The sequence below is a fragment of the Methylobacterium sp. J-001 genome (assembly GCF_022829565.1).
Lineage (GTDB): Bacteria > Pseudomonadota > Alphaproteobacteria > Rhizobiales > Beijerinckiaceae > Methylobacterium.
In genome coordinates this window covers 53748-69876 of sequence record NZ_JAKSYN010000112.1, presented here as the reverse complement: position 1 = coordinate 69876, position 16129 = coordinate 53748, and the positions used below count along the sequence as shown (strand labels likewise).

The window sequence follows — 16129 nt, the reverse complement described above, 5'->3', positions numbered from 1 at the left end:
AGCTCGACCTGGAGGAGCGCCTCGCCACCGTGCGGGCCTCGGCCGAGGAGATGATCAAGCCCTCCCTCTACGGGCAGGCCATCATCATCCTCGTCTACGTGCCGCTCCTCACCTTCACCGGGGTCGAGGGCAAGATGTTCGAGCCGATGGCGCTCACCGTCATCATCGCCCTGGTCGCGGCCTTCGTCCTGTCGCTCACCTTCGTCCCGGCGATGATCTCCATCGTCATCACCGGCAAGGTCACCGAGACCGACAACCTCTTCGTCCGGGCGATCAAGGCCGCCTACCGCCCAGTCCTCGGGGCCGCCCTGCGCGTGCCCATGCTGTTCGTCGCGGTCGCCCTGGTGTTGCTTGTCGGGGCAGGCATCCTGTTCAGGGGTCTGGGGCAGGAGTTCATCCCGCAGCTCGACGAGAAGAGCATCGCGTTGAACGCCCAGCGCATCCCGTCGACGTCCCTGTCGCAATCGCAGGCGATGCAGCTGAAGGTCGAGCAGGCCATCGGCCGGTTCCCCCAGGTCGCCTACGTCTTCTCGAAGACCGGGACCGCCGAGGTCGCCTCGGACCCGATGCCGCCGAGCTCGTCGGACACCTTCGTCATCCTGAAGCCGCAAGCCGAATGGCCGGACCCGGACCTGTCCAAGGCCGAGTTGCAGGAGAGCATCGAGAAGGCCCTCGGGGCGCTCGCGGGCAACGTCTACGAGTTCTCCCAGCCCATCCAGCTTCGCTTCAACGAGCTGTTGGCCGGCACACGCGGCGACCTCGCCGTGAAGGTCTTCGGCGATGACCTAGGCGCGATGACCGCGGCCGCGAACCAGATCGCCGGCATCCTGCGCGGGGTCGAGGGCGCGGACGACGTGAAGGTCGAGCAGACGGCTGGGCTGCCGTTCCTGGAGATCGGGATCAACAAGGCCGAGGCGGCCCGCCTGGGCCTGAGCACGTCCGCGATCCAGGACGTCATCGGGGCGGCCATCGGGGGCCGCGAGGCGGGCGTCGTCTTCGAGGGCGACCGGCGCTTCCCCATCGTCGTGCGCCTCAACGACAAGGTGCGCGAGGACCGCGAGGCCCTGGAGAACATCCCGGTGCCGTTACCTCCCGGACCGAACGGGCGCGCCGCGTCCGTGCTCCTGAAGCAGGTCGCGAGCTTCTCGGTGACGGAGGGCCCGAACCAGATCTCGCGCGAGAACGGCCGGCGCCGGGTCGTGGTCACCGCCAACGTGCGGGGCCGCGACATCGGCTCGCTCGTGGCCGAGGCGCAGGACAAGGTAACCTCGGGGGTGTCGCTCCCGGCCGGCTACTACGTGACCTGGGGCGGACAGTTCGAGAACCTGGCTTCCGCCCGCCAGCGCCTGATGGTGGTCGTCCCGGTGTGCTTCTTCCTGATCTTCCTGCTGCTGTTCTCGGCCCTGAACTCGGCCCGGGACGCGCTCCTGGTGTTCAGCGCGGTTCCTTTGGCGCTGACCGGGGGCATCGCCGCCCTATGGCTGCGGGGCATGCCGTTCTCGGTGCCCGCGGCCGTCGGCTTCATCGCCCTGTCCGGGGTGGCGGTGCTCAACGGCTTGGTGATGCTGACCTATATCAAGCAGCTCATCGCCGAGGGACGGCCAAGGCGCGAGGCCATCATGGAGGGCGCCATGACCCGGCTCCGTCCAGTGGCGATGACCGCGCTGGTGGCATCCCTCGGGTTCGTACCGATGGCGCTGGCGACCGAGACCGGGGCAGAGATCCAGCGCCCCCTGGCGACGGTAGTCATCGGCGGCCTCATCTCGGCGACCCTTCTGACCCTCGTGGTCCTGCCGGCCCTCTATGCCAGGTTCGCCGGTGCGGTCGCCCCCGAGAGGAAGGATCGGCCCAAGCCGGTCCAACCGCATCTCCGCGCCGCCGAGTAGGAGGGTCGGCATGAGCAAGAAGGTCGCCCGAACCATCGCCGACTGGGGCGGCGGCGGCCCACGTCGCCGACGCCGCGTCAGGCCCCACGTCCGTCGCGCGGCCGGCCGGGCGTTCGCCCTGGCCCTCATCGCCATCCCGGCCTGCGTCTACGTTCTGTACTGCCTCTGCAACATCGGCGGGAGGACGCACTTCCACCTGATGCCGACGGGGCCGATCCATCCTCAGGACGGATCCCCGTGGGGAGACAAAGCCTCGATGATGCGGCAGTCGGCGACGGACCCGCAGCCGCACTGACCGATGACGTCACGCAGCTCATGCGCCAACCGGGTCAGGTCGGCCAGCTTGCGCTCGACCTGCGCCAGGTGGGCGCGGGCGATGGTGTCGACCTCGGCGCAGGACCGGTCGCGGTCGTCGGCCATGGCGAGAAGCTCCCGGATCTGGTCGACCGTGAAGCCGAGGTCCCGTCCCCGCCGGATGAAGCTCAGGCGGCGCAGGTGCTCCGGACCGTAGAGACGGTAGTTGCCCGCCGACCTTTCCGGCGCCGGCAGGAGCTTCATCTTCTCGTACCACCGGACCGTCTCGACGCGGGTGTTCGTCGCCGCGGCCAGGTCGCCGATGGTCATGGGGGGTGCCTGCGCCATGGCCTTGACCCTGTAGTTGCTACAGGGTGCATGTAGGGCCTCAGACCCTTCGGCGCGAGGCCCGGGTCGACGGAGCTTGCCATGTCAGGGCCAGGAACATCGGGAGCGGTCCCCGCGGGCGCCGCGCTGCGCTACCGCGTGAAGGGCATGGATTGCCCGAGCTGCGCGACCAAGATCGAAACGGCGGTAACCCGCCTGCCCGGCGTCCGCGACGTGCGCGTGAACTACACGGCCCAGGTCCTCGACCTCGTGCTCGACGAGGGCTCGACGCCCAGGGCGGACCTGGAGAACCGGATCACGGGGCTCGGCTATGGCGTCGGGTCCCTGCCGACCGCGGCCGACCTCGCCCGCTCGCAGACGACGGGCATCGCGGCCCCGGCCATCGTCGAGGAGGAGGCGGAGACCCCCGCCTGGCGCAGCCGCAAGGGGCTTTTGGCGCTGGGCATCGCCGTCCTGTTCGCAAGCGGATTTCTCCTGCAGACGGTTCGGCCCGGGCTGGCCGGGGAATACGCCTACTGGCCCGGCGCGCTCCTGGGTCTCGCCTTCTACGGACGCCGCGCCATCGCCGCCGCCCGCAACGGCTCGCCCTTCTCCATCGAGATGCTGATGTCGGTCGCCACCATCGGGGCGCTCGCCATCCATGCCGCCGAGGAAGCGGCGGTGGTGGTCCTCCTCTTCACCGTTGGCGAGATGCTCGAAGGCTTTGCGGCCGGCCGGTCCCGGGCCGGCATCAAGGCCCTCGTGGGCCTGGTGCCGAAGACGGCGCGCCTGGTCGAGGGGGACGGCGCCGTGCGTGAGGTGGCGGCCGCCTCCCTGGTGATCGGCCAAACCGTGCTGGTGCGCCCGGGTGACCGCGTCCCTGCGGACGGCGAGGTCACGGACGGCACGTCGAGCCTCGACGAGTCCCCGATCACGGGGGAATCGGTGCCCCGGCCAAAGGAGGTCGGGGACGCCGTCTATGCCGGCAGCGTCAATGCGGACGGGGCCCTGCAGGTCAGGGTCACCCGGATGCCGTCGGACAACACCGTCGCCCGCATCCTGCACATGGTGGAGGAGGCGCAGGCGTCGAAGTCGCCGACCGCCCGGTTCATCGACCGCTTCAGCGCCGTCTACACCCCGGTCGCCTTCGCGGTCGCCGCGCTGGCGGCGCTTGGCCCGCCGCTGCTGCTCGGCGCCGACTGGGGCACCTGGATCTATCGCGGACTGGCGTTGCTCCTCATCGCCTGCCCCTGCGCCCTCGTGCTCTCGACCCCGGCCGCCATCGCCTCGGGTCTTGCCGCCGGAGCGCGGCGGGGACTGCTGGTGAAGGGCGGCGCCGCCCTGGAGACCATCGGACGGGTGCGTACCGTCGCGTTCGACAAGACGGGGACGCTCACGGCAGGGCGTCCAAGGGTCACCGACGTCCTCCCATTTGCCCCGGACATGACGGATCGCACCCTGCTCGGGCTCGCGGCGACGGTGGAGGCCGGATCGAGCCACCCCATCGCTCGTGCGATCCTCGAACGTACGGAGGCCGACGCCATCCCCCTGCGCCCCGTACGCGATGCCCGTGCGGTTCCCGGCAAGGCCGTCCAGGCCACGGTCGCCGGTCGCACGGTCGCGGTGGCATCCCCGCGCCACGCCGCGACGCTGGCCAGCCTCTCGCCGGAAGCGGAAGCGACGGTGCAGGCCCTTGAGGAAGCCGGCAAGACCGCCGTCGTCGTGGTTCGGGACGGAGAGGCGCTCGGCGCCGTGGCGGTCCGGGACGAGCCCAGACAGGATGCGGCCGCCGGCGTCGCGGCCCTGCGCCGGCTCGGGGTCGAATGCGTGATGCTGACCGGCGACAACCGGCGCACCGGCGAGGCCATCGCCAAGGGCCTGGGACTATCGGTCCGGGCCGACCTGCTGCCGGCCGACAAGCTCGCCGAGATCGGCGCGTTGAAGGAGGTCGGCCCGGTCGCTATGGTCGGCGACGGCATCAACGACGCCCCCGCGCTCGCCTCCGCCAGCGTCGGCATTGCCATGGGCGGCGGCACAGACGCGGCACTGGAGACGGCTGACGCGGCCATCCTCAACGACCGGGTCTCGGACGTGGCCGCCCTCGTGGCGCTGTCCCGGGCGACGCTCGGCAACATCCACCAGAACGTGGCCATCTCGCTGGGGCTTAAGGCCGTGTTCCTGGTGACGACGCTCGCAGGCATCACTGGGCTATGGCCGGCCATCCTGGCGGATACCGGGGCGACCGTCCTAGTGACGGCCAACGCCCTTCGCCTGCTCCGGGCTTGAGCCGATGCGTCTCATACGGGAAAGGGCCGAGGTCGGCGCCCTCGTCGTAATCGCTGTGACCGCGGCGGGCACCGACCTGTGGACCAAGGCGCTGGCGGTCGACAGGCTTTCCGACGGAACCGTGCACGCGGTACTGCCGATGCTCGACCTCAGGCTCGCGTTCAATCATGGCATCAGCTTCAGCCTGCTTCCGGCGCATGACGCGACGTCCCTGGTCGTCCTTCTTGCGCTTCAGGGAATGCTGACGGCCCTCGTTGCCGGGTTGGCATTCCGCGCGACCGGAGCGTCGGAAGGAGTTGGTTTCGCCATCATGACCGGCGGTGCCCTGGGAAACCTCATCGACCGATGTGCGGACGGCCGCGTCACGGACTTCCTCGACCTGCACCCGGCGGAGGTGCATTGGTTCACCTTCAACATGGCCGATATCTGGATCAGCCTCGGGGCCGCCTTGATAGCTTGGGAGGCAGTCGGCAAGCCGGGCCGGCCGAGACCACCAGCGCCGCTTGATCCGGCCGCCCTACGGGCCCCCTAACGGCATCATTTCGGTCGTGCCCGTAATGGTCGGACGGCCTGGCCGCAGGCATCGACGATGCGGTCCTGCTAATCGAACGAATACTGGGATGCGTCCGTTCCTTCAGTCAGGCGGAGGATGCGTTTAGGAAGAACGACGCATGGGGTCCTATGCCTCGATGCCGGCCTCGCCCGCGACATGGTCGGGCTTCTCGACCTTACCGCGTCGCTGGAGCTGGAGGGCCACGACCCAGCACAGGACCGCCCAGGCCGACCCCACGCACCAGCCCGCCAGCACGTCGGTCGCGTAGTGCACCCCGACATAGACCCGGCTCATCCCGACCACCACCGTGAGGAAGACGGCCAGCCCCATGAAGTATGCCTTGAGGCGAGCGCCCGCCGCCACGCGCGTCATGAGGGCACCGAGCGTCAGGTAGGTGACGGCGGAAAGCATGGCGTGGCTGCTGGGGAAGCTGGCGGTAAACACCTGGATGCCGCCGGGGATCTCGGGTCGCGGACGGTTGAAGAGGAGCTTGAGGCCAAAGCTGATGACCGTCCCGCCCAGGATTGAGCCTACCACCAGGACCGCTGCCCCCTGCTTGCGGATCAGGAGCAGGTAGCCTGCCACAGCCGCGATGAGAAAGCAGAGAACCACCATGCTGCCCAGGGAGGTCACGTCCCGGGCCATCTCGTGCAGCCAATCCGGTCCAATCGGACCAGCCGCGCCGGGTGGACGGAAGAAGTGGGCGACGCGGGTGTCGAACCCCATCGTGCCGCCCTCCATGACCTTGTCGGCCAGGAGACCAAACCCGAGGATGAGGGCGGCGACGCAAAACAGCGTCACGGGCAGACCAATCTCCCGTTTGCCGAGGCGCGCCATGATACCGGCACGGGCGGACGGAGAGGATTGGTTCATGCGCCCGAACTCCTGGATCGGTCCCTTGACGGTTGCTGGCTCGGGACACTCACCGCCTCATGCGGCAGAGCCGAAGAACCCGTTCGGATCCTCGCCCGTTCCCCCGCGGTGAGCGGCGAGCCAAGGAGAACCCGCACCTTTGTTGCCCGCAATGGTCGCATCCACGCCGAGATCCCTGCGGAGGAGGACCTGAAACGTCGGATATCGACCCCGAGGCCTAGTGGTCGAAACCTGACGCTTGATACCGTCCGCTTCCGACCCTTCTCGGACCCTCAGAGTGTCCGCTTCCGGGCAGCCTGATAGACCAGATGCTTATGACCGGGATGGGTGGAGAGCAGTCTGGCCGCTTTCGGCGGCGTGCTGTGCTAAGACAGACATAGGTGGCCCTGCCGACCGTGGAAGCACCGCGGTGCTACCGCGCGAACGGACTACGAGCCGAAGTCTGCCGGTCATCCAGGATGGCCAAGAGATGCGTAGGGCGAAGGAAACAGCCTGATCTGACGCGTGGCGAGCACGACCGCCGCTGGCAATGGATCGAAAACAATCTCGACCGCACTCGGACCTCCCCGGGATCAGATGTCGATCCGGGCGCCGATCTCGACGGCACGGTCGACCGGGATGCGGAAGTAGCGGGACGCGTCCGTGGCCGCACGGGCCATGGAGATGTAGAGCCTGTCCTGCCACACCGGCATGCCGGTCTCCGGCGAGGCCACCAGCACCCGCCGCGTCAGGAAGTACGACAGGTCGCCCTTGTCCAGGCCCGCGGCCGCAAGGGCGCGCGGAAGGTCGGGCAGTTCGGTGAACCCGAAGCGCACCGTCACGCAGGAGAAGGCGTCGGACAGCTTCCTCACGGCGACGCGCTCGGCGTCTGCCACGCGCGGCAGGTCCTCGGTGACCACGTGCAGGATATAATTGTTCGCGTGCATCACCCGGTTGTGCCTGACGTTGTGCATCAGGGCCCCTGGGGTATCGCCGGGCGTTCCCGTCAGGAACATGGCCGTTCCCGGCACCCGTTGGATCGAGCCGGTCTCCACCATCCGCGTGAACTCGGAGAGCGGCACGCGCCGACGGTGGATCTCCTCGGCGATCAGGGCCGAGCCGCGCCGCCAGGTCCACATCGCCGTGACCAGGGCGGCGCCGATGGTCAACGGCACCCAGCCCCCGTGCAGGATCTTGAGCGCGTTGGCCGAGAGGAACACCAACTCGATGAGTAGGAACGGCGCGATGACCGCGGCCGCGACCGCAGGCGACCAGCGCCAGACCTTCCAGGCGACGACGAACAGCAGGCAGGCGGTGATGACCATGTCGCCGGTGACCGCGATGCCGTAGGCGGCCGCCAAGCCGCTCGACGACTTGAACAGCACCACCACGAACACGACCGCGACGAGCAACCACCAGTTCACCCGAGGGATGTATATCTGCCCCTTCTCGGTCTCGGAGGTGCGCAGGACCCGCATGCGCGGCAGCAGGCCGAGTTGCATCGCCTGCTGGGTGATCGAGAAGGTGCCGGTGATCACCGCCTGGCTGGCGATGACCGTCGCCACGGTGGCGAGTAGCACCATCGGCAGCAGAGCCCAGGACGGATAGAGCAGGAAGAACGGGTTCTCGGCCCGCTCGGGGTGGGCGAGCAGCATGGCGCCCTGGCCGAGATAGTTCAGGGCGAGCGCCGGCAGCACCAGCCCGAACCAGGCCGCGCGGATCGGCGTGCGACCGAAGTGTCCCATGTCGGCGTAAAGCGCCTCCGCGCCGGTCACAGCGAGGAACACGGCACCGAGCGCCAGCAGGCCGGCCGTGCCGTGGCTCAGGATGAACGAGACGCCGTGGGCGGGGTTAAGCGCACCCAGAATGCTCGGGTCGTCGACGAGGTGGCCCAGGCCGCCCAGCGCCATGACGATGAACCAGAACGCCGTGAGGGGGCCGAAGAAGGTCGCCACCCGCGCCGTCCCGTGGCTCTGCAGGGCGAACAGCCCGATCAGGATGGCGAGGCTGATGGGCAGGACGTACGGGTCGGTGGCCGGGGTCACCAGCTTCAGCCCTTCGACCGCAGAGAGCACTGACATGGCCGGAGTGATGATGGCGTCGCCGAAGAACAGTGAGACGCCGACCATGCCCAGCACGATCACGAACCCGCCGGAATGGCCCAGCGCCCGCTGGGCGAGCGCCACGAGGGACGGCGTGCCGCCTTCGCCGTCGTTGTCGGCCCGCATCACCAGCAGCACGTACTTGAGCGTGACGATGAGGATGAGCGCCCAGAGGATCAGCGAGACGACGCCGAAGACCATCTCGCGGGTCGGCGCGTGCCCCCCTCCGGCGGTGGCGTGGAGGGACTCCTTCAGGGCGTAGAGCGGGCTGGTGCCGATGTCGCCGTAGACTACGCCGACCGAACCGAGCGTCAGCGCCCAGAACCCCGCCCTCGGGCCATGTCCCTCATCGGAGGGCAGCGGGGTCTCGGACTTCGCGAACTCGGTCCTGGCGATTGCGGGCATCCACTGGCTCCACGTCAGCGAACGCGGGAAGCTCGCAAGGCAAGCCTCCAACGGCCTGGGGCCGGGAACGTTCAGGTAACACGAAGACGAATGTCCCCGTTCAGGCAGGCCGTCGCGACGTATGTCTTGAGGACTGAGAAGTAGACGCCCGACCAGCCGGAGTTCGCGATGGCCAGCGCCAGGGCGGCGCTCGCCATCAGGATCAGGCCGCCTGAGGCCTCGCCCCGGAGGACGTTACGCAGGGCCGAGGTCGGGCGAAGGCGCCGCGGCATGGGCATAGATCTCCCGCGCTGGCGGCCCGACCAACGCTGAAGCCTGCCGGTCCGAAGGTCGGACCGCGCACCCATGGCCGGCTATCGCATTCGTTGGCCTATCCGGCAATCCGAAGCCCGGAGCGTCCCGGGACGGTTCATGTCATGCAGCCCGGCCCGCCGCACCGACGCCGACTTGGCTGACGCTCCAGTGCTCCAGGTGCTTGTAGACGATGACCTTGTTCGCGAGTTGGGCACCGTGCCGGCTGCAGAAGCCTTCGAGCTGCTCGCGGGTGCCGATCAGTTCGACGCACATGGTCAGCTCGGGGTTGAGCGACTCGGCGCCGTCGTCCTGGATCGGCCCATGGTTGCTGTAGCCGTGGTGGGACTGGTGGGCGACGGCGTTCATGAGGCCCTCCGCCTTGGCCTGGGCGACGAGCTCCCGATAGAGCGGCTTCGAGCCAGAGAACCACCGGCCCTTGCCGGCGCCGCCGCGCTCGCCCGGCTTCATGTAGATACGGATCATGCCGGTGTCGGCGGCGACGACGCGATGCGATGGGGTCATGACGTCTCCTCGGTGATGGGGCGCTCGGCCAACGGTGCGACGGTCGGCACCCGGCCCGTACGGGCCTGGCGCAGGGTCATGCCGTCCGGGATGTTGGCCGCCGCCGACTTCGGGACCGCGATGCGCTGCGACAGGTAGATGCCGTTGTGACCCGAGCAGAGGTAAGCCAGGAAGCACGCGACGGCGAGATAGACCCCGTGCGTCGCGCCGAAGAGCTCGATGCCCATCAGCGTGCAGGCGAGCGGCGTGTTGGCTGCGCCGGCGAAGACCGCGACGAACCCCAGCGCCGCGAACAGGTCCACCGGCGCGCCGAGCAGCCCGGCCAGGGCGTTGCCGAGCGCCGCGCCGATGAAGAACAGCGGCGTGACCTCGCCGCCCTTGAACCCGGCGCTGAGGGTCACGACCGTGAACAGGATCTTCAGGGCCCAGCTCCAGGGATGGATGTCCGGCCCGAAGAAGGTGTTGATGGTCATCCCGCCGGCGTCGGCGGCCGAGACGCCGAGCCCGAGGTAGTCCCGCGTACCAAAAGCGTAGACGAGGCCGATGACCGCGAGGCCGCCGATCACCGGGCGGAGCGGCCCGTACGGGACCAGGCGCTTCAGCCAACCACCGAGGAGGTGGTTGGCTTCCGCGAACAGCAACCCGACAAGGCCGAAAGCGACGCCGGCGAGCGCGACCTTGGCAAGGAGCAGCGGATCGACGGTCAGGGCCTTCGCGCCGCCGGCGAGGAAGTCCACGTGGTAGAAGCCGTGGTGGATGCCCCATGCCTGGCAGGTCCAGTCGCCGACCACCGCGGCGAGGAGGCAGGGCACCAGCGCGGCGTACTCGACGCGACCGACCGCGAGCACCTCCAGCGCGAACACCGCGCCGGCGATGGGCGTGCCGAAGACTGCGCCGAAGCCGGCGGCGATACCCGCCATCAGGAGGACCCGGACCCCGGCCGCATCGACCCCGAAGAGCTTGCCGAAGGCGCTGGCAAGGCTGCCTCCCATCTGGACGGCGGTACCCTCGCGCCCGGCCGACCCGCCGAACAGGTGCGTGACGATGGTGCCGAGGAAGATAAGCGGCGCCATCCGGAGCGGCACGCCGCCGTCCGGCTCGTGGATCTCCTCGACGATGAGGTTGTTGCCGCCTTCAACGCTCTTGCCGAACAGGTGGTAGAGCAAGCCGACGGCACAGCCCCCGAGCGGAAGCAGGAACAGGAACCAGGGATGGTCGAAGCGCGCCTGGGTGGCCGCGTCGAGGCTCCACAGGAAGGCCGCGCAGAGGGTGCCGACCGCCGCGGCCATCGGCACGAGGATGGCCGACCATCGCGCCACCGAAACGGCATGGGCGTGCCGCGTGCGGACGAACGCCGCGAGGTTCAGGCTGTCGAAGAGATTTTGGAAGGTCGCGCGCATGAGTCCCCCTTGTTGCGGCGCCGCAAAAGGTAGGAGTCATTAGCCCAGGGGGCGGTTTGGCCGAAAGGCCCGGCAGATTCCATTGCCGTGGACGGGAGATGCCTTCGCCTCGCCCGTTCGTCAAGATCCAACTCCCGCGCGCCCGGGCCCCATCCCGAGTGGGGATGGGGCCCGGGTCGTTCGAAAGCATCACGAAAGACGGTGGCTGGTCCAGGGCCCGGGGCATGTCTATGCCCTCCGCGGCCGAGGCCGGCGCGTTCGACGCCGGCCCGGGGCGGAGCGCATCCCATGACCCTTTCCTGGCTCGGAGCCGTCATCACCTTCCAGGTGACCTTCACCGAACTCTTCATCGCCGCGACGGTGATGATGGCCGGGGCGTACCGGTTCGGATGGCGCAGCGTCCTGGCGGGCTCCATCCTCGGCGGGCTGGCGGTGTCGATCCTCGCGGTCGTCCTGCGCAAGGCGGCCTACCTCCTGGCCCTGAACGTCCTGGATTGGATCTCGGCGGTCTTGCTGCTCGGGTTCGGCCTGTACCTGCTCTACGAGTTCATCGACGGGCTCTCGAAGCGCGATGCCGGCACGGCCCCCGGCTCGACGGACGCGAACTGGTCGCGGCCGATCAACGCCGCGGGCCTCGGCGTCGCCGCCTGGGCCCTGGTCGCCGAGGGGCTTGAGATCCTGGTGGTCTGGCTCGGCGTCTCGCTTCGGGAGGGCGCGGGAACGGCGACCCTCGGGGTCGGCATCGGGGTCGTGCTCGTGGCGACCTTGGCTTTCGCCCTCGGCGGCACCGGGATCTTCCGGAAGGTGCCGCCCTACGTCCTCGACGGGGTCGCGGCCCTCATGGTGACGGCCTACGGCGCCTATTTCCTCTCCCTTGCCGTGACCCGCGCGTGATCGGTCGACGAAGGGATTGACCCGGACGACGGATTAATCCACGTTGCCGGACGTGGGATGGGGATGAAGCTCCCCGATAACTGCCGGCCCCCTATGGGCCGGACGATAGCTTCTACCGAGCGCTTCGGCGCGGGTAGAGCTATGTGTTGACCCGCACCGTCACGCTCATGACCGCAACCGGATCGCCGCAAGGCGGCCCCTCATGAGCCGACCGATGACCCTGCCCGATCCAAGACCGTCCTGATGCCCGCCGTCGCCCACCAGGCGCGGTCCGGGCCTTTTCCCGTTCGCGCACGAAAAAAAAGGCGGAGCCATAAGGCTCCGCCGCGACCAGGACACATGCCTCCGAGCGGTCACAAGAATACATGTGCTTAGGTCTAGTCTGTCGCAGGAATAAGGATAGCCACTCGATAGTCTGAGTCAACGCAAAAAAGCGATGTCTCGGAATAATAAAGAGCGGCATCTTTATTTAAAAAACAGCACTATTTGCGCCCCTGATAAAGCCATGGCTTTTTCGGGCGACGTCGTATTGGTTAAATCAGCATCTGCATGATAATGACTGGATAATTCTGTCGCACTTAGAAAATGCTTATTGCGCTGATCTTATAATTCGATACTTCTACCGGCGCTCCACTTGGGCTCCCGGACGATGATCTTGGGGCTCGAGGGGAATGCAGCCCCGGTCCGGGGCCCGGCGCGGAAGCGCGCAGGGCCGACACGTCGCCGCCGACGGACCGGGATGCGGTGAGGAGACCCCTGGCGGACACAACGTCCGGGTTCGAACGCTCAAATGGAGGAACACCTATGAGGAAGATCGCCCTTGCGGCGTCCGTCGCCTACGCCGCGACGCTCCTGCCGGCCGCCATGCCGGCCATCGCGAACGAAAACCTGATGAAGCTGATGCAGGACCCCAACCAGTGGGCGTTCCCGGGCCTCGACTACACGAACCAGCGCTATTCGAAGCTCGACCAGATCAACAAGGACAACGTCAAGAACCTCCAGGTGGCCTGGACCTTCTCGACCGGCGTGCTGCGCGGCCATGAGGGCGCCCCGCTCGTCATCGGCAACATGATGTACGTCCACACCCCGTTCCCGAACATCGTCTACGCGCTCGACCTCGACCACGAGGCCAAGATCGTGTGGAAGTACGAGCCCAAGCAGGACCCGTCGGTGATCCCGGTGATGTGCTGCGACACGGTCAACCGCGGCCTGGCCTACGCCGACGGCGCCATCATCCTGCACCAGGCCGACACCACGGTCGTCTCGCTCGACGCCAAGTCCGGCAAGGTGAACTGGTCGGTCCAGAACGGCGATCCGAAGAAGGGCGAGACCAACACCGCCACCGTGCTGCCGGTGAAGGACAAGGTCATCGTCGGCATCTCGGGCGGCGAGTTCGGCGTACGCTGTCACGTGACCGCCTACGACCTCAAGTCCGGCAAGCGGGTCTGGCGCGCCTACTCCGTCGGCCCGGACGACGAGATGCTCGTCGACCCGGAGAAGACCACCTACCTCGGCAAGCCGGTGGGCAAGGATTCTTCGCTGAAGACCTGGGAAGGCGACCAGTGGAAGACCGGCGGCGGCTGCACCTGGGGCTGGTACTCGTACGACCCCAAGCTCGACCTGATGTACTACGGCTCGGGCAATCCCTCGACCTGGAACCCCAAGCAGCGTCCGGGCGACAACAAGTGGTCGATGACCATCTGGGCGCGTAACCCCGACACCGGGCAGGCCAAGTGGGTCTACCAGATGACCCCCCACGACGAGTGGGACTACGACGGCATCAACGAGATGATCCTCACCGACCAGAAGGTCGACGGCAAGGAGCGCCCGCTCCTGACCCACTTCGACCGCAACGGCTTCGGCTACACCCTGGACCGCGCCACCGGCGAACTCCTCGTCGCCGAGAAGTTCGATCCGGTCGTCAACTGGGCCTCCAAGGTCGACATGGACAAGGGCTCCAAGACCTACGGTCGCCCCCTCGTCCAGGCCAAGTTCTCCACCGAGCAGAACGGCGAGGACACCAACTCCAAGGGTATCTGCCCGGCCGCGTTGGGTTCGAAGGACCAGCAGCCCGCCGCCTACTCGCCGAAGACCAACCTGTTCTACGTGCCCACCAACCACGTCTGCATGGACTACGAGCCGTTCCGGGTGACCTACACCCCGGGCCAGCCCTACGTCGGTGCGACCCTGTCGATGTACCCCGCGCCGAACAGCCATGGCGGCATGGGCAACTTCATCGCCTGGGACGGCGTGAAGGGTAAGATCGCGTGGTCCGATCCCGAGCAGTTCTCGGTCTGGTCGGGCGCCCTCGCCACCGCCGGCGACGTTGTCTTCTACGGCACGCTGGAAGGCTACCTGAAGGCCGTCGACTCCAAGACGGGTAAGGAACTGTACAAGTTCAAGACCCCGTCGGGCATCATCGGCAACGTGATGACCTACACCCACAAGGGCAAGCAGTACGTCGGCATCCTGTCGGGTGTCGGTGGCTGGGCCGGCATCGGCCTCGCGGCCGGCCTGACCGACCCGAACGCCGGCCTCGGCGCGGTGGGCGGCTACGCCGCCCTGTCGAGCTACACCAACCTCGGTGGCCAGCTCACCGTGTTCGCCCTGCCGAACTGATCGGTCGCGAACACCAAGGAGCCTAGGGTGCCGGCGCGGGTCCTCCGCGCCGGCATTTCCCTGTCCGCACCACCCTTCGCCCGGAGCCCGCGTGATCGCCTCCCCAGTACCCCCGCCGGGGCGATGTCTCGTCCTCGTCCGCCATGGCCAGAGCCAAGCCAACGCCGACGGCCTTTTCACGGGACTGCTCGACTCACCCCTCACCGAGCGGGGCCGACAGGAAGCCTGCTCGGCCGGGCTGCGGCTCAAGGACGAAGGATTTCGCTTCGCCTCAGCCTTCACGTCGACCCTCGCGCGGGCCATCGCGACCTCCCGGCTGGCGCTCGATGCCCTGGGGCAGGCCGATCTGGTGCCCCTCCGGGATGCCGCCCTGGACGAGCGCGACTACGGCGACCTCAGCGGCCTTGGCAAGCAGGGCGCCTACGAACGTTTCGGGGCGGAGCGGATCGAGGGCTGGCGGCGCTCCTACAAGGGTCAGCCGCCGAACGGCGAGAGCCTCCGGGACACCGTCGCCCGGGTCGTGCCCTTCCACCTAAGGCATATCCAGCCGGCGGCGATGCGCGGTCCAACGCTGGTCGTCGCCCACGGCAACTCGTTGCGGGCCTTGGTGATGGTGCTCGAAGGACTGGGCCCAAGGGAAATCGAATCCGTCGAGATCGCGACCGGATCGATCCGGGTCTACGAGTTCGGTCCGGATACCACCATCGCATCCCGCCGCATCATCGACTGAGCTCCGGCTCCGTGCCCGTTCCGGATCGAGCCGGTGCGGCCTCGGCTACTTCCCGCTCGATCTCGCCGCGGGATTGAAGCCAGAGGGCGAGGATCCAGCAGGACACCGCCCAGGCCGCGCCCACGCACCATCCGGCGAGGACATCGCTCGGGTAGTGCACGCCGAGGTAGATCCGGCTCAGCCCAACCGCCACCGTCAGGAACACGCTCAGGCCCATGAAGTACGACTTCATACGGCGGTCGGCGCTCCCTCGGGTCAGGAGGACGCCGAGTGTCAGGAAGGTGACGGTTGCAAGCGTTGCGTGACCGCTCGGGAAGCCCGGCGTGAAGACCCGCACCGCGTTCGGGAAGTCCGGCCTGGGCCGGTCGATGCCGTACTTGAGCAAGGTGCTTGCGATTGCGCCGCCGAGGACCGCGGCCACCATCACCATCGCGAGGCCGCGCTTGCGGACCAGCATGAGGTAACCAACGGTCGCGGCCGAAAGGAAGCCGAGGAAGACGAAGCTTCCCAGCGCGGTGACGTCCCGTCCCGTCTCCTGCACCCAGGCCGGTCCTATGGGGATGGCGAGATCCTTGCCCGTTCGAAGCGCGGTGAGCACCGCCAGGTCGAACCGTGCTGTTCCGCCCTCGATCACCTCGTCGGCGAGAAGCCCGAAGCCGAGGAGCAGTGCCACGACGAGGAAGGCGCCCGCCGCCAGCCCGAAGTCGCGCTGCCCCATGCGTGCTAGGAGCGATGGGGTGATCTCGGCGGCCTTGATCTCATCGGTCGCGACCGGCAGCGAGGGCCGGGTCATCGCGGCGCCCCGGAACGCCTGAGGACGCTTTCCACCAGGATCAGGCCTAGCCCTCCGAACAGGAAGATCGCGGCCGATGTCGTGCCGGCCTGTCCGTAGGCGCGCACCAGCCAAGCCGCCCCGACCCAGGCGACGATGGAGGCGGCGAAGCCGACATCGTCCACGACCAATC

General features: G+C 68.1%; 14 protein-coding genes and 2 riboswitches. Of the genes, 6 read left to right on the top strand and 8 right to left on the bottom strand.

Features of this window, described 5'->3' with window-relative positions; all coding sequences use genetic code 11:
• A partial coding sequence (locus MKK65_RS12490; protein WP_243957989.1) for an efflux RND transporter permease subunit occupies positions 1-1886 on the top strand: 1886 nt, incomplete at its 5' end.
• A gap of 222 nt (positions 1887-2108) precedes the next feature.
• On the opposite strand, the gene MKK65_RS12485 is transcribed toward MKK65_RS12490, so the two are convergent.
• Complete coding sequence (locus MKK65_RS12485; RefSeq protein WP_147840821.1) at positions 2109-2510, bottom strand: MerR family transcriptional regulator; 402 nt, start codon at positions 2508-2510, stop codon at positions 2109-2111.
• A 99-nt stretch (positions 2511-2609) separates the two neighbouring features.
• Here MKK65_RS12485 and MKK65_RS12480 point away from each other — a divergent pair, with 99 nt between their 5' ends.
• Positions 2610-4793, top strand: coding sequence for a heavy metal translocating P-type ATPase (locus tag MKK65_RS12480; protein WP_147840822.1), 2184 nt, complete (start codon positions 2610-2612; stop codon positions 4791-4793).
• 4 nt (positions 4794-4797) lie between these two features.
• The gene (gene lspA, locus MKK65_RS12475; protein WP_056250438.1) at positions 4798-5325 is read left to right on the top strand and encodes a signal peptidase II; all 528 of its coding nucleotides are present in this window, start codon (positions 4798-4800) and stop codon (positions 5323-5325) included.
• Positions 5326-5472: 147 nt separating this feature from the next.
• Here the strand turns inward: lspA and MKK65_RS12470 are convergent, their stop codons facing one another.
• The 5 genes from MKK65_RS12470 to MKK65_RS12450 form a co-directional block, all read right to left on the bottom strand.
• Positions 5473-6219 carry a phosphatase PAP2 family protein gene (locus tag MKK65_RS12470; protein ID WP_147840823.1) on the bottom strand — a complete coding sequence of 249 codons (747 nt, stop codon included), beginning with the start codon at positions 6217-6219 and terminating at the stop codon, positions 5473-5475.
• A 572-nt stretch (positions 6220-6791) separates the two neighbouring features.
• Positions 6792-8705, bottom strand: a complete 1914-nt coding sequence (locus MKK65_RS12465; RefSeq protein WP_147840824.1) for a potassium transporter Kup — start codon at positions 8703-8705, stop codon at positions 6792-6794.
• 71 nt (positions 8706-8776) lie between these two features.
• Positions 8777-8977: a Na+/H+ antiporter NhaA gene (locus MKK65_RS12460; protein WP_243924977.1), complete on the bottom strand. Its 201-nt coding sequence runs from the start codon at positions 8975-8977 to the stop codon at positions 8777-8779.
• 142 nt (positions 8978-9119) lie between these two features.
• Positions 9120-9521 (bottom strand): DUF190 domain-containing protein, encoded by a 402-nt coding sequence (locus MKK65_RS12455; RefSeq protein ID WP_147762561.1) that lies wholly within the window; start codon positions 9519-9521, stop codon positions 9120-9122.
• Positions 9518-10921, bottom strand: a complete 1404-nt coding sequence (locus MKK65_RS12450) for a voltage-gated chloride channel family protein (RefSeq protein WP_147840825.1) — start codon at positions 10919-10921, stop codon at positions 9518-9520. Before MKK65_RS12450 ends, MKK65_RS12455 begins: the two co-directional genes overlap by 4 nt.
• Positions 10922-10944: 23 nt before the next feature.
• Positions 10945-11017: riboswitch (Fluoride riboswitch) on the bottom strand.
• Between the two features lie 192 nt (positions 11018-11209).
• Between MKK65_RS12450 and MKK65_RS12445 the strand changes: the two genes are divergently transcribed.
• The 3 genes from MKK65_RS12445 (at position 11210) to MKK65_RS12435 (ending at position 15164) form a co-directional block, all read left to right on the top strand.
• Positions 11210-11815 carry a TMEM165/GDT1 family protein gene (locus MKK65_RS12445; RefSeq protein ID WP_147840826.1) on the top strand — a complete coding sequence of 202 codons (606 nt, stop codon included), beginning with the start codon at positions 11210-11212 and terminating at the stop codon, positions 11813-11815.
• 50 nt (positions 11816-11865) lie between these two features.
• Positions 11866-11937: riboswitch (Fluoride riboswitch) on the top strand.
• A gap of 682 nt (positions 11938-12619) precedes the next feature.
• Positions 12620-14434 carry a lanthanide-dependent methanol dehydrogenase XoxF5 gene (xoxF5, locus tag MKK65_RS12440; RefSeq protein WP_147840827.1) on the top strand — a complete coding sequence of 605 codons (1815 nt, stop codon included), beginning with the start codon at positions 12620-12622 and terminating at the stop codon, positions 14432-14434.
• 94 nt (positions 14435-14528) lie between these two features.
• On the top strand, positions 14529-15164 hold the full coding sequence (locus tag MKK65_RS12435; protein ID WP_409565425.1) for a 2,3-bisphosphoglycerate-dependent phosphoglycerate mutase: 636 nt from the start codon (positions 14529-14531) through the stop codon (positions 15162-15164).
• On the opposite strand, the gene MKK65_RS12430 is transcribed toward MKK65_RS12435, so the two are convergent.
• Together MKK65_RS12430 and MKK65_RS12425 are read right to left on the bottom strand one after the other, a co-directional pair.
• Positions 15154-15957 (bottom strand): phosphatase PAP2 family protein, encoded by an 804-nt coding sequence (locus tag MKK65_RS12430; protein WP_147840829.1) that lies wholly within the window; start codon positions 15955-15957, stop codon positions 15154-15156. The genes MKK65_RS12435 and MKK65_RS12430 overlap by 11 nt on opposite strands.
• The gene (locus MKK65_RS12425; protein WP_187278719.1) at positions 15954-16121 is read right to left on the bottom strand and encodes a hypothetical protein; all 168 of its coding nucleotides are present in this window, start codon (positions 16119-16121) and stop codon (positions 15954-15956) included. Before MKK65_RS12425 ends, MKK65_RS12430 begins: the two co-directional genes overlap by 4 nt.
• Between the last annotated feature and the right edge of the window lie 8 nt (positions 16122-16129).